The organism is Pseudomonas putida (genome assembly GCF_001941965.1).
Lineage (GTDB): Bacteria > Pseudomonadota > Gammaproteobacteria > Pseudomonadales > Pseudomonadaceae > Aquipseudomonas > Aquipseudomonas putida_L.
In genome coordinates, this window is the sequence record NZ_MKZO01000047.1 from 230,455 (window position 1) to 244,674 (window position 14,220).

At 66.4% G+C, this 14,220-nt stretch carries 10 protein-coding genes; 5 read left to right on the plus strand and 5 right to left on the minus strand.

Features of this window, described 5'->3' with window-relative positions; genetic code table 11:
- Nucleotides 1–113 precede the first annotated feature (113 nt).
- The 3 genes from PSEMO_RS24415 to PSEMO_RS24425 all read left to right on the plus strand — a co-directional run bounded on the left by PSEMO_RS24415 (nucleotide 114) and on the right by PSEMO_RS24425 (nucleotide 3,526).
- Entirely contained in the window at nucleotides 114–515 is a 402-nt protein-coding gene (locus PSEMO_RS24415; protein WP_075805503.1) for a YybH family protein, read from the plus strand.
- A 73-nt stretch (nucleotides 516–588) separates the two neighbouring features.
- Nucleotides 589–2,088, plus strand: coding sequence for a purine-cytosine permease family protein (locus PSEMO_RS24420; RefSeq protein WP_075805504.1), 1,500 nt, complete (start codon nucleotides 589–591; stop codon nucleotides 2,086–2,088).
- Between the two features lie 7 nt (nucleotides 2,089–2,095).
- Nucleotides 2,096–3,526: an aldehyde dehydrogenase family protein gene (locus PSEMO_RS24425; protein ID WP_086937259.1), complete on the plus strand. Its 1,431-nt coding sequence runs from the start codon at nucleotides 2,096–2,098 to the stop codon at nucleotides 3,524–3,526.
- A gap of 113 nt (nucleotides 3,527–3,639) precedes the next feature.
- Here the strand turns inward: PSEMO_RS24425 and PSEMO_RS24430 are convergent, their stop codons facing one another.
- A complete protein-coding gene (locus tag PSEMO_RS24430) occupies nucleotides 3,640–5,031 on the minus strand; it encodes an aldehyde dehydrogenase family protein (RefSeq protein ID WP_075805506.1) in 1,392 nt (463 codons plus the stop codon).
- 105 nt (nucleotides 5,032–5,136) lie between these two features.
- Here PSEMO_RS24430 and ptrR point away from each other — a divergent pair, with 105 nt between their 5' ends.
- Both ptrR and PSEMO_RS24440 read left to right on the plus strand, forming a co-directional pair.
- Entirely contained in the window at nucleotides 5,137–6,018 is an 882-nt protein-coding gene (ptrR, locus tag PSEMO_RS24435; protein WP_075805507.1) for a putrescine utilization regulator PtrR, read from the plus strand.
- Between the two features lie 177 nt (nucleotides 6,019–6,195).
- The gene (locus PSEMO_RS24440; RefSeq protein WP_075805508.1) at nucleotides 6,196–6,909 is read left to right on the plus strand and encodes an alpha/beta fold hydrolase; all 714 of its coding nucleotides are present in this window, start codon (nucleotides 6,196–6,198) and stop codon (nucleotides 6,907–6,909) included.
- Nucleotides 6,910–6,948: 39 nt separating this feature from the next.
- Here PSEMO_RS24440 and PSEMO_RS24445 read toward each other — a convergent pair whose 3' ends face one another.
- From PSEMO_RS24445 to PSEMO_RS24460, 4 genes are all read right to left on the minus strand, one after another.
- Complete coding sequence (locus tag PSEMO_RS24445) at nucleotides 6,949–10,095, minus strand: CusA/CzcA family heavy metal efflux RND transporter (RefSeq protein WP_075805509.1); 3,147 nt, start codon at nucleotides 10,093–10,095, stop codon at nucleotides 6,949–6,951.
- A 24-nt stretch (nucleotides 10,096–10,119) separates the two neighbouring features.
- Entirely contained in the window at nucleotides 10,120–11,334 is a 1,215-nt protein-coding gene (locus tag PSEMO_RS24450; protein WP_075805510.1) for an efflux RND transporter periplasmic adaptor subunit, read from the minus strand.
- Nucleotides 11,335–11,356: 22 nt separating this feature from the next.
- Entirely contained in the window at nucleotides 11,357–12,514 is a 1,158-nt protein-coding gene (locus PSEMO_RS24455; protein WP_075805619.1) for a TolC family protein, read from the minus strand.
- A gap of 329 nt (nucleotides 12,515–12,843) precedes the next feature.
- Nucleotides 12,844–14,178, minus strand: coding sequence for an MFS transporter (locus tag PSEMO_RS24460; protein ID WP_081430330.1), 1,335 nt, complete (start codon nucleotides 14,176–14,178; stop codon nucleotides 12,844–12,846).
- Nucleotides 14,179–14,220 lie beyond the last annotated feature (42 nt).

Below are 14,220 nucleotides of genomic sequence, written 5' to 3' on the forward strand. Positions count from 1 at the left end.
CCGGGATGGTTTAGAAAATCCTGAACTGATTATTTGCCCCCAGCGATTCTACCGGCACTGGCGCCTCGCCAGAATCCCTCACGACAACTACAAAAACCGTGAGTGCCACACTCGTGAACCCTATACCTACGCGTGAATCCCAGGTTCTGCAGGCCGCCGCCACCCTGGTCGAGGCCTTTGCCAGCAACCATACCGAACGCTACTTCGCCTGCTTTAGCGAAGACGCGACCTTCCTCTTTCACACCCTCCCGCAACCGCTGATGTCGCGCCGGGCCTATGAACAGCTGTGGGCCCAATGGCAGGCCGAAGGCTTTGTCGTGCTCGGCTGCCAGTCGAGCAATGGCCAGGTCAGCCTGCAGGGCGATGTGGCGATCTTCATGCATGACGTGGCGACCCATCTGCGGGTCGGCGGCGAGGAACTCCAGTTGCAGGAACGGGAAACCATCGTGTTCCGCCTGCACGGCGAGCACTGGCTGGCCTGTCACGAGCACCTGTCGGCACTGAGCGATAGCTGAGCCCCTTTTTGACGGCCTTGCCGTCACTGCCAACGCACTCAACAACAATCACGACAGGCGCTGGAGTCCCACCATGAGCCATTCCTCCGGGATCGAAACCAACGGGGTCGAACAGATCCCCGACAACCAACGCGATGCCTCGCCACTGGACCTGTTCCGCCTGATCTTCGGCGGCGCCAATACCTTCGCCACCGCCGTACTGGGCAGTTTCCCGGTACTGTTCGGCCTGTCGTTCCAGGCCGGGGTCTGGGCGATCCTGCTGGGCGTCGGCGTCGGCGCGCTGATCCTTTCGCCCATGGGCCTGTTCGGCGCGCTCAATGGCACCAACAACGCGGTGTCGTCCGGGGCGCACTTCGGCGTGCACGGGCGCATCGTCGGCTCCTTCCTGTCGCTGCTGACGGCGGTGGCGTTCTTCTCGCTGTCGGTGTGGAGCTCCGGTGACGCCCTGGTGGGCGGCGCCAAGCGCCTGGCCGGCCTGCCGGAAACCGACCTGACCCTGGGCCTGGCCTACGGCCTGTTCGCGGTGTTGGTGCTGATCGTCTGCATCCACGGCTTCCGCTTCATGCTCTGGGTCAACAAGATCGCCGTGTGGGCCTCCAGCCTGCTGTTCCTGCTGGGCATCTTTGCCTTTGCCGGGCCCTTCGATGCGGGCTTTGCCGGGAGCGTCAACCTCGGTCAGCCGGGCTTCTGGGCAGCCTTCATCGGCTCGGCGCTGCTGGCCATGAGCAACCCGGTGTCGTTCGGCGCCTTCCTCGGCGACTGGTCGCGCTATATCCCGCGGGAAACCCCCAAGGCGCGGATCATGCTGGCGGTGATCGCCTCGCAGATCGGCACCCTGATCCCGTTCTTCTTCGGCCTGTGCACAGCGACCCTGGTGGCCAGCCAGGCGCCGCAGTACATCGAGGCCAACAACTATGTCGGCGGCCTGCTGGCGGTCGCACCGACCTGGTTCTTCCTGCCGGTGTGCCTGATCGCGGTGATCGGCGGCATGTCCACCGGTACTACGGCGCTCTACGGCACCGGCCTGGACATGTCCAGCGTGTTCCCGCGCCTGCTCAGCCGCGCCGGGGCGACCCTGCTGATCGGCGTCGCGGCCATCGCCTTCATCTTTATCGGCCGCTTCACCTTCAACCTGGTGCAGAGCGTGTCCACCTTCGCCGTGCTGATCATCACCTGCACCAGCCCGTGGATGGTGATCATGATCCTCGGCCTGATCACCCGTCGCGGCTTCTACCACGCCGATGACCTGCAGGTGTTCACCCGTGGCGAGCGGGGCGGCCACTACTGGTTCCACCATGGCTGGAACTGGCGCGGCATGGGGGCCTGGGTGCCCAGCGCGATCATCGGCCTGTGCTTCGTCAACCTGCCCGGGCAGTTCGTTGGCAGCCTGGGCGAACTGGCCGGCGGCATCGACGTCAGCCTGCCGATCACCCTGGGCCTGGCCACCGTGCTGTACCTGGCGCTGATCAATATTTTCCCCGAACCCGCTGCGGTGTATGGCCCCAAGGGCCCGCGCTGGGTATTTCGCAAACCGGCGGCCGACGCGCCGCTGACGACTGCCGAAACGGCCTGAACTGGAGCTGCACATGACTCATTACATCGATGGCCGCTGGGTGGATGGCGCCACCGCTGACTGCATCAAGGTGTTCGACCCGTCCCTGGGCGAGCCTTTTGCCGAGCTGATCGCGGCCAGTGCCGCCCAGGTGGACGCCGCCGTGGCGGCCGCCCGCGCCGCACTGCCGGGCTGGAAAGCCCTCGACGTGGCCACCCGTGCCGGCTACCTGCGCGGTTTCGCCGAGCAACTGGGGCTGCGCCGCGAAGAACTGATTGCCCTGCAGATGCGCAACAACGGCAAGCCGCGTCATGAAGCGGAAGTGGACCTGGACGACGCCGTCGCCACCTTCGGCTACTACGCCGACCTGATCGAGCAGCAGGCGCAGAAAGACTTCAATGTGGCCCTGGCCGCCCCGGGCTTCAGTGCCCGTACCCGCCTGGAGCCGGTGGGCGTGGTCGGCCTGATCGTGCCGTGGAACTTCCCGCTGGTGACCAGCGCCTGGAAACTCGCCCCGGCCCTGGCCGCCGGCTGCACCGTGGTGCTCAAGCCGTCCGAGGTGACCCCGCTGATCGAACAGAGCTACGGGCAGATCGCCGAGCAGTTGGGCCTGCCGGCAGGCGTGCTGAATATCGTGGTGGGCAAGGCCGAGACCGGGATCGCCCTGAGCAACCACAGCGGCCTGGACAAGCTGTCCTTCACCGGCAGCAATACCGTCGGCAGCCAGGTGATGCGCAGTGCCTCGGCACAGTGCCGGCCGGTGACCCTGGAGCTGGGTGGCAAGTCGGCCATCGTGGTCTTCGATGACTGTGACCTGGACCAGGCGGTGGACTGGATCGTCGCCGGGATCTGCTGGAACGCCGGGCAGATGTGCTCGGCCACCTCGCGCCTGCTGATCCAGGACGGGATTGCCGATGACCTGCTGGCACGCCTGAAGGTCGCGCTGGAGAAACTGCGGGTCGGCAATCCGCTGACCGAAGACGTGGACATGGGCCCGCTGACCAGCCAGGGGCAATGGCTCAAGGTCGCGGCGTACTTTGCCGTGGCGAAGGAGGAGGGCCTGAACTGCCTGACCGGCGGCAAGCCGCTGGACCGTGCTGGCTGGTTCGTCAGCCCGACGCTGTATGCCGATGTGCCGGCGGGCAGCCGTCTGTGGAGCGAGGAGATCTTCGGGCCGGTGCTGTGCAGCCAGCGCTTCGGGACCGAGGAAGAGGCGATCGCCCTGGCCAATGACAGCCGTTTCGGGCTGGTGGCGACGGTGGTCAGTGCCGATCTGGCGCGTGCCGAGCGGGTCGCCGATGCCCTGGACGTGGGGCATGTGTGGATCAACTCGATCCAGGCGGTGTTCGTCGAGACGTCATGGGGCGGGACCAAGGGCAGCGGCATTGGCCGTGAGCTGGGGCCTTGGGGGTTGTCGGCGTATCAGTCGGTCAAGCATGTGACCCGTTGCCTGGGGTGATATCTCCAGGCCTGTGATAAACCTTGTGGGAGCTGGCTTGCCAGCGATAGCGGTAGTGAATTCACCATCGCAATCGCTGGCAAGCCAGCTCCCACAGGGGTTTTGTGTTTGCCTTAGTTGCGATCCAGCCACACCGTCTGCGCATTGCAGAACTCACGCACACCAAAGTGCGACAGCTCCCGCCCGAAACCACTCTTCTTCACGCCACCAAAGGTCACCCGCGGATCACTGGCGCAGTAGCCGTTGATGAAGATGCCGCCGGTATCCAGCTCTTCCACCAATTGCTCGGCCAGTTCCACGTTGGCGGTGTAAATGGTCGAGGCCAGGCCAAACTCACTGTCGTTCGCCAGTTGCAGGGCATGCCGCGCATCACGGGCGGTGATGATCGAAGCCACCGGGCCGAACAGCTCCTCCTTGAACGAGGTCATCTGGTCAGTGACATCGGCCAGAATGGTCGGCTGGTAGTAGTTGCCTTCGCCCTCCGCCTTGCCGCCACCCAGCAGCAGGGTCGCGCCTTCGGCCAGGGTCGCCTGGACCTGGCCATCCAGCTCGTCACGCAGGTCGAAACGGGCCATCGGGCCGATGTAGGTCTCGGCATTGCGCGGATCACCCACCACCAGGGCACGGGTCATCTCGACGAACTTCTCGGTAAAGGCCTGGACCACGCCTTCCTCGACGATCAGGCGCTTGGCCGCAGCGCAGACCTGGCCGGTGTTCTGGTAGCGACCGATCACGGCAGCCTTCACCGCCTCATCCAGGTTGGCGTCGTTGAGCACGATGAACGGGTCGGAGCCTCCCAGCTCCAGCACGCATTTCTTCAGCGCGGCACCGGCCTGGGCACCGATGGCGGTACCGGCGCGCACGCTGCCGGTCAGGGTCACGGCGGCGATGCGCGGGTCGGCGATGGCCTTGGACACGCCATCCGGGGTGACGTTGATCACCTCGAACACGCCTTCAGGGAAGCCGGCACGCTTGAACGCATCCAGCAGCAGGTAGGCGCTGCCCATCACGTTCGGCGCGTGCTTGAGCACGTAGGTGTTGCCGGCCAGCAGGGCCGGAACGGCGCCACGCAGGACCTGCCAGATCGGGAAGTTCCACGGCATCACCGCCAGCAGCGGGCCGAGCGGACGGTATTCGATACGCGCCTTGCCTACCGGAACCGGCGCGGGCTCAGGCGCGAGCATGGCCGGGCCGGCTTCGGCGTACCAGTCGCAGAGCTGGGCGCATTTCTCGATTTCGCCACGGGCCTGGGCAATCGGCTTGCCCATTTCGTCAGTGATCATCAGCGCCATGGCTTCGGCGTTGTCGCGCAGGGCAGCGCCCAGGGCGCGCAACTGGCCGACACGGCCTTCCAGCGGGGTGCGGCGCCATACCGCGTAGCCGGCAGCGGCACGAGCCAGGGCGGCGTCTAGCACGGCGTCGCTTTCGTAGGGGTAGTGGCCGATCTGCTCGCCGGTGGCGGGATTGATCGACAGGGCATGGGTCTGGTGGCTGATCACGGTCATCTCGGCGTCCTGATGGAAGGAGTACGGATCGAAGCCTACTGCGTTGTATGTTTCCCTGAAACTGAATAATACTGAGCGAAACGTTCACGTAGAGAGAATGAGTCTATGGATCTGGTCCAGCTGGAGATGTTCAAGGCCGTGGCAGAGCAGGGCAGCATCAGTGCGGCGGCCCAGCATATTCATCGGGTGCCGTCGAACCTGACCACGCGAATCCGACAACTGGAAGAAGAGCTGGGGGTCGACCTGTTCATCCGCGAGAAAAGCCGCCTGCGTCTGTCGCCGGCCGGCTGGACCTTTCTCGACTATGCCCGGCGCATTCTCGACCTGGTGAGCGAGGCCCGGCAGACGGTGGCCGGCGATGAACCCCAGGGCCCGTTTGCCCTCGGTTCGCTGGAAAGTACCGCGGCGGTAAGGATTCCGGCGCTGCTGGCGGCCTATAACCAGAGCTATGCCAAGGTCGAGCTGGACCTGAGCACCGGGCCTTCCGGGGCGATGATCGAAGGCGTGCTGGCCGGGCGCCTGAGCGCCGCCTTCGTCGATGGGCCGGTGCTGCACCCGGCGCTGGAGGGCGTGCCGGTGTTCATCGAGGAGATGGTCCTGATCGCGCCGCTCAATCACGGGGCGATCAGCCGGGCGGCGGAGGTCAACGGCTCGACCATCTATGCCTTCCGGGCCAACTGCTCGTACCGGCATCACTTCGAAAGCTGGTTCGCCCAGGATGGCGCGGTGCCGGGGAAGATCCTCGAGATGGAGTCCTATCACGGCATGCTCGCCTGCGTCAGCGCCGGGGCCGGGCTGGCGCTGATGCCGCGAAGCATGCTCGATAGCATGCCGGGGTGCAGTACGGTCAGTGTCTGGCCGTTGTCGGAGCGCTTCCGCTATCTGCGGACCTGGCTGGTGTGGAGGAAGGGGATGATGTCGCGGTGTCTGAGCACGTTTGTCGAGTTGCTCAGGGAGCGGGGGGATGTGCTGGATATTGAAGCCTGATGGTGTATTTGAGGGCCTCATCGCTGGCAAGCCAGCTCCCACAGGTTCAGCGGTGCACGCGATCCCTGTGGGAGCTGGCTTGCCAGCGATGAGGCCCGAGAGATCACCCCAACACTCCCAGACACATCCTGTATAAACTATCCCCCTCATCCCAAGCGTCACCCTGGAGTCCTGCCGTTGTCCCGCAACAACCTCCCGCTCGTCCTGCTCCCCGGTCTGCTCAATGACCACCGTCTCTGGACCCACGCCCAGGCCACCTTCGAATCCGACCGCGAGATCCTGATTCCGGACCTCAGCCAGCATGACTCCATCGCCGCCATGGCCGATCACGTGCTGGAACAGGCGCCACCACGCTTTGCCCTGGCCGCACTGTCCATGGGCGGCTATGTTGCCTTCGAGATTCTCCGCCGCGCTGCGCAGCGGGTCGAACGCCTGGCCCTGCTCGACACCATGGCCCGCCCCGACGATGCGAACCGTGCCCGGGTCCGTCGCGGCCTGCTGGAACTGGCCGGGCTGGGCAAGTTCAAGGGGGTGACGCCACAGTTGTTGCCACGCCTGATGCACGCCCGCGCCCTGGACACCGAGGTGCCCCGGATCGTCATGGACATGGCCGACGCCATCGGCCGCGAAGGCTTTATCCGCCAGCAGCAGGGGATCATCGACCGTGCCGATTACCAGCCACTGCTGGCCGATATCAAGGTGCCGACCCTGGTGCTGTTCGGCGCCCAGGATGAAATCACTCCGCTGGCCGAGGCTCGGGTGATCCATGCCGGCATCCCCGGAGCCCATTTCGAGGTGATTGGCGAGTGCGGCCACCTGCCGCCGCTGGAGCACCCCGAGCGCACCAGCGAGCTGCTCGGCCACTGGCTGGCCGGGCGCTTCGACGCCTGATCGCTGCGCAGCGATCAGGCCCTCGAACCCCGGCATGACCTACTGATCGAGCGCCTCATCCCGGCGATGCGCCCACTGGTACAGCGCCGGCAATACCAGCAGGGTCAGCGCGGTCGACGACAGGATCCCGCCAATTACCACCGTCGCCAGCGGCCGCTGCACCTCGGCGCCGGTGCCGGTGGCCAGGGCCATTGGAATGAAGCCAAGGGATGCCACCAGCGCCGTCATCAGCACCGGCCGCAGGCGGGTCAGGGCGCCGTCGGTCACCGCACTGCTCAATGAAGCCCCTTCCTCGCGCAGGTTGCGGATGAAGGAAATCATCACCAACCCGTTAAGCACCGCCACCCCGGACAGGGCAATAAAGCCCACGCCCGCCGAGATCGACAGCGGAATATCCCGCAACCACAACGCCAGCACCCCACCGGTAAGGGCAAAGGGAATCCCGGTGAACACCAGCAAGCCGTCCTTGAGGTTGTTGAACATCAGGAACAGCAGGGTCATGACCAGCAGCAAGGCCACCGGCACCACCACCTGCAGGCGCTTGGCCGCCGATTGCAACTGCTCGAACTGCCCGCCCCATGTCGTCCAGTAGCCCGCCGGGACCTGCACCTCACGCACCAGCGTGTCGCTGGCCTCCTCGACGAACGAACCCAGGTCGCGCCCACGCACGTTGGCACTGACCACCACCAGGCGCTTGCCGTTTTCCCGGCTGATCTGGTTCGGCCCCAGTTGCAGGTCGAGGCTGGCGACCTGGGACAGCGGGATGAAGCCGATCTGTTCGGCGCCCAGGGCAGCATTCGCCGGCACCGGGATCAGCAGCTCGGCCAGCCCGGCGACATCGGTGCGCAGCGCTTCGGACAGGCGTACCACCATGTCGAAGCGACGGTCGCCCTCATACAAGGTACCGGCCTGGCGCCCACCGACGGCAATCGCCACGGCATCCTGCACCTCGCCGATATTCAGGCCGTAGCGGGCGGCCTTTTCCCGGTCGATATTGATGGTCAGCACCGGCAGGCCGGTGGTCTGTTCCACCTTCACTTCCGAGGCGCCGGGAACGCCCTGCAAGGCCGTGGCGATCTTCGCCGCCGTGCGGTTGAGGGTGTCCATGTCGTCGCCGAAGACCTTCACCGCGACGTCGCTGCGCACCCCGGAAATCAGCTCGTTGAAACGCAACTGGATCGGCTGCGACAGTTCGTAGTTGCTGCCTGGAACGCCAGCGGCGGCTTGCTGCACGGCAGCGATGATGGCCTCCCGCGATTTGCCCGGATCCGGCCACTGCGCCTTGGGCTTGAGCATGATGTAGGCGTCGGAGATGTTCGGCGGCATCGGGTCGGCGGCGATTTCCGCGGTGCCGGTACGGGCGAACACCCGCTCGACTTCCGGCACCTGCTGCATCACCGCTTTTTCCAGGCGCTGCTGCATGTCCACCGACTGGCTCAGGCTGGTGCCCGGCACCCGCAGCGCCTGCAGGGCCAGGTCGCCCTCGCTGAGGCTGGGGATGAACTCGCTGCCCATGCGGCTGGCCATGGCCCCGGTCAGCAACACCACGCCGACCGCCGAGGCAAAGGCCAGTTTGCGATGCTTCAGCACCCACTCCAGTACCGGGGCATAGCCCAGGCGCGCCTTGCGCATGACCAGGCCTTCCTCTTCCTTGACCTTGCCGGTGACGAACATGGCGATCGCCGCCGGCACGAAGGTCACCGACAGGAGCATGGCGCCGAGCAGGGCGATGACCACGGTAAAGGCCATGGGGTGGAACATTTTGCCTTCGACCCCGGTCAGGGCGAAGATCGGCAGGTACACCACCATGATGATCAACTGGCCGAAGATCAGCGGCCGGCGCGCCTCGCGGGCGGCGGCGAAGACTTCGTGGAAGCGCTCGCTGCGGGTCAGCATGCGCCCGTGCTTGTGCTGGGCATGGGCCAGGCGGCGGATGGCGTTCTCGACGATCACCACCGCGCCGTCGACGATGATGCCGAAGTCCAGGGCGCCCAGGCTCATCAGGTTGGCACTGACCTTGTTGTGGAACATGCCGGTGAAGGTGAACAGCATCGACAGCGGGATGACCATGGCGGTGATCAGCGCCGCACGGATATTGCCGAGGAACAGGAAGAGCACGGCGATCACCAGGATCGCCCCTTCGACCAGGTTCTTCTTCACCGTGGCGATGGCCTTTTCCACCAGGTTGGTGCGGTCGTAGACGGTCACCGCGACGACGCCCTCGGGCAGGGTGCGGTTGATCTCGGCCAGTTTGGCGGCCACGGCCTGGGACACCGTGCGGCTGTTTTCGCCGATCAGCATGAACACCGTGCCCAGCACCACTTCGCGGCCGTTCTCGGTGGCGGCACCGGAGCGCAGTTCCTTGCCGATGCTGACCTCGGCCACGTTGCTGACCCGGATCGGCGTACCGTCGACGCTGGAGATCACCACGTTGGCGATGTCGTCCAGGCCGGCGACCTGGCCCGGGGCGCGGACCAGCAATTGCTCGCCGCTGCGCTCGATATAGCCGGCGCCGACGTTGCCGTTGTTGCGTTCAAGTGCCGTGACCAGATCGCTGAGGGTCAGCTTGTAGGCGGCCAGGCGCTTGGGGTCCGGAGCGATCAGGTACTGCTTGGCGAAACCGCCGATGGTGTTGATCTCGGCCACCCCCGGGACGTTGCGCAGTTGCGGCTTGATGATCCAGTCCTGGATCACCCGCAGGTCGGTGGGGGTGTAGGGCGTGCCGTCTTCCTTGCGCGCGCCGTCCCCGGCTTCCACGGTCCACAGGAAGATCTCGCCCAGGCCGGTGGACACCGGGCCCATCACCGCCTCGACGCCTTCCGGCAACTGTTCCTTGGCCACCTGCAGGCGTTCGTTGACCTGCTGGCGGGCGAAGAAGATATCGGTGCCGTCGGCGAAGATCACCGTCACCTGGGACAGCCCCGAGCGTGACAGCGAGCGGGTCTGCTTGAGCCCGGGCAGGCCGGCCATGGCGGTTTCCACCGGGAAGGTGATGCGCTGCTCGGTTTCCAGCGGTGAATAGCCGGGCGCGGCGGCGTTGATCTGCACCTGCACGTTGGTGATGTCCGGCACGGCGTCGATCGGCAGCTTCTGGTAGCTGTAGATCCCCAGGCCGGCCATCAGCAGCACGGCGATCATCACCACGATGCGTTGCTCGATGGCGAAGCGAATCAGACGTTCAAACATGGAAGGTCATCCTGTACGGGCGCATCAGTGGCTGTGCTCGGCGGAGGCCTTGCCCAGCTCGGACTTGAGGGTGAAGCTGCCGCGGGTGGCGACCAGGGCCCCGGCGGGCAGGCCGTCGAGCACCTCGACGTAGTCGCCGTCGCGGCGGCCCAGGGTGACCGGGCGGGTGTCGAAACCGTCGGCGCTGCGCACGAACACCGAGGGTTTCTCTTCCACGGTCTGCACCGCGTCATGGCGCACCGTGACGGCTGCCGGGGCGGTTTGCGCAGTGACCGCGACGCTGACGAACAGCCCCGGGCGCCAGGCGCCATTGGGGTTGGTCAGGGTGACGCGCACCGTGGCGGCGCGGTTCTGCTCGCCGAGCAGGCTGCCGACATAACCGATGGTGCCGGCCACTTCGCTGTTCAGGTCCGGTGACGACACGCGCACGGGGCGGCCGCTGGCGACCTTGTCCAGGTCCCGCGGCGGCACGGCGAAGGTGGCCCAGACCCGGGACAGGTCGGACAGGGTGAAGGCATTGCTGGCTTCGCTGACCACCTCGCCGAGGGCCAGGTGTTTCTCCACTACCACCGAATCGAAGGGCGCCCGCAGTTCATAGCGGTTGCCGCCGGCGGCGCTGACCGAGGCGCCCAGTGCGGCGACCTTCTGCCGGGCGTTGGCCAGGCCGATCTCGGCTTCCTGCAGGGTCTGCCGGGCTTGCAGGAAGTCCTGCTCGGCGGAGATGCGCTCCTGCCACAGCTGTTTTTCCCGCTCGAAGGTGACCCGCGCCAGTTCGACCCGGCGCTGCGCCGCCTGCTGCTCGCTGCGCAGGTCGGAAATCTGCTGGCTGGCGATCACTGCCAGCAACTGGCCCTTTTTCACCGGCTCGCCGAGGTTGGCGTGGACGCTTTCCACCACGCCGGGGACCCGGGGTACCACGTGGGCGGTGCGGTCCTCGTCGAAGCGGATCTCGCCGGGGAAGCTGACCACGCTGCCCAGGTCCCGGGGCGCGGCGGCTTCCAGTTCGATGCCGGCGGCCTGGATCTGCTGTTCGTTGAGGGTCAGCCTGCCTTCCTCTTCGTGGCCGGCTTCGCCTTGTTCTTCATGGCCGTGCTCATCCTTGGCGGCTGTGGTTTTCTCGGTGCCATGGCCGTGACCGTCTTCCTCGCCATGCTCGGCGCTGCCATTCCAGGCCACGGTGGCAAAGCCCAGGGCCGTCGCCGCAACCAGGGCGAGGGCGATCTTGCGTGTGTTGTTCATGGATGCTCCAGAGGCAGGGGATTCAAAGGGGGCCGAGGTCGCCGTAGATCCGTTCCACCCGGGCCCGGGCCTCGGTGGCGGCGGTGAGGGCGGCGAGGTATTGCTCGCGGGCGCTGATCAGGGTGCGCTGGGCGTCGAGCACTTCGATAAAGCCGAACTTGCCCCTCTCGAAGCCGCGGGTGGCGGTGTCCACGGCCTGGCGCGCGGCGGGCAGGATGGTCCTGTCATAGGCGCCGACCTCGCCCATGGCCGTGGCCCACTGGTTCAGGGCCGTGTGCGTCTCGCTGCGCAGGCGCAGCTCCACGGCATTGCGCAGGTCGCGGGACTGGTCGGCGCGGCGCGCGGCGGCGAGGACATTGCCCTGGTTACGATCGAACAGTGGCAAGGGCAGGGACAGACCGACCACGTTGACCCGCTCGCGCTCGGCGCGGTCGTACTGGCTGCCGAGGCTGACGGTCAGGTCGGGAATGCGCCGGGCCTTTTCCGAGCCCAGCGCCGCCTCGTTCTGCTCGATCTGCGCCGCGGCCTGGCGCAGTTCGGCAGTCTGTTCGATACGGGCGAGCATCAGCTCTGCATCGGGTGGCAGGCCGGGCGAGAGGGAAGGGGCTTGCAGGCGGTCGAAGTTGCTCACGCTGCTGCCGGTGATCTGCGCCAGTTGCCGCCAGGCGCTGGTCTTTTCGGTTTCGGCGCGGCTCAGTTGCAGGCGTGCCTCGGCCAGTTGCACTTCGGCGCGGGTGGCTTCCACGGGCGAGGATTTGCCGGCGCGAACGCGCCCCTCGACCACCCGCAGACCGCGTTCGGTCAGGTCCAGGGATTGCTGCGCCAGTTCCACGCCGGTCTGCGCGCGCAGGGCGGCATGGAAGGCCTGGGTGACTTCGGCGCGCAGGTCGTTGACCTGGCGTTCCAGGGTCATCTGCGCGAGGGCCTGGCCGACGCTGGCCACCTCGACCCGCGCCGCGCGCTTGCCGCCCAGTTCCAGGGGCTGGCTGAGGGTCACGGTGGTGGTGCTGGTGTTGCGCCGGGTGTCCTCGACCTCGACCGACAGCTCCGGATTGGGGATCAGCCCGGCCTGGCGCCGGGCACCGTCGGCGATACCGATCTCCTGGCGCGCGGCGGCCATGTCCGGATTGTGTTCGAGGGCCGTGGCGAGGGCCTGGGGCAGGCTCAGGCTGTCGGCCATGGCGACGGGCGTGGCCAGCGCGGCGCACAGCGTAAGGAACAAGGAGGGTCGGGGCACTGGCGGGTCCTCGTGCTCGAAAAGCCCGACGGAAACGCCGAAGGTGCCGCCAGGCCCGGTTGGAAAGATGGCGGCACTCTAAGGAGCGGCAGGTATCAGGGGGGTGGCGGCAAAATTACAATGCTGTAATCGAGGGACAGCGCCAGATTTTGTGTTGCTCTTACCGGCCTCATCGCTGGCAAGCCAGCTCCCACAGGTACAGCGGTGCTCTTAAGAACACTGGTGAACCTGTGGGAGCTGGCTTGCCAGCGATGAGACCCGAGAGAGCACCCTCACTTCTCCCTGTCCAACCGCCTGAACACCAACCCAGCCCCCAGGCACATCAAACTCACCAGCACCAGGGTCACCTGAATATCCCCGGCCTGCGGCTGCCCATGCCCCTGCACCCGCTGGATCCCGCCCAGCAACATCGCCGCCAGGCACACCGCCAGACTCAAACTGATCTGCACACTGGTCGCCGACAAAGTCGCCGCACTGGCCGAGCGCTCCGGCGGGATATCCGCATAGGTCAGTGCCCCCATCGCCGTCATCTGCAACGACCGCGACAGCCCGCCCACGAACAGCATGAACATCACCACGATAGGAGCCGTGTCCTCGGTAAACAACGCACACAGGGCAATGGAAAGCGCGCCCAGCACCGTGTTCCACACCAGCAGGTCACGAAAGCCGAAACGCCGCGCCAGCGGCACGGAAATGAACTTGATCAACAAGGCCCCAGCGCCGCCGGCAAAGGTCAGCAGCCCGGCCTCCAGCGCGCTCATGCCGTAGCCAAGCTGGAACAGCAGCACCAGCAGGAAGGGTAATGACGCACTGCCGAGACGAAACAGGGTGCCGCCCCACAGCACCAGGGCGAAGCTGGGGATGCGCAACAGCGACAGGTCCAGCAGCGGCGCCGCTGCCCGCCGGGCATGGCGCACAAAGGCCCAGGCGAAAGCCATTCCCGAAACCAGCAACAGGCACGCCCACTCCCCGCGCAATGAGCCATGCCCGAGGCTTTCGAAGGCCAGCACCAGGCAAGCCAGCGCCGGGCTGCCAAGAAGGAACCCGCGCAGGTCCAACGGCCGGATGCGTTGCCCCGGATAGTCCGGCACATGGCGCAGCACCAGCAAGATGCCGAGCAGACCGATGGGCAGGTTGAGCAGGAAGATCCAGTGCCACGACAGCCAGGTCACCAGCAGCCCGCCCAGCGGCGGGCCGAACACCGGGCCGAGCAGGGCGGGCATGGTCAGGTAGGCCATGGCCTTGAGCAGATCGCCCTTGCTCGACCAGCGCAGCAGGATCACCTGGCCCACCGGCACCATCAGCGCCCCGGCCATGCCCTGGCAAAAGCGTGCCAGGGCCAGTTGCCACAGGCTGGCGGACAGCGCGCAAGCCAGCGAACTGACCACGAACAACCCGATCGCCGCGATGAACACCCGGCGCGGCCCCAGGCGCTCCGCCAGCCAGCCGCTCAGCGGGATGAACATCGCCACCGCCAGCAGATACAGGGTCACCACCAGGTTCATGCGCACGCTGGGCTCGCCGAAGTCCGCCGCCAACTGGGGCAGGGCGGTGAGCACGGCGGTGGAGTCGAGCAATTCCATGAACAGCGCGCAGCCGATGATCATCGGCACCTTGCGCTGGAAGGTTGGCGGTGCGTCCGGGCGGGT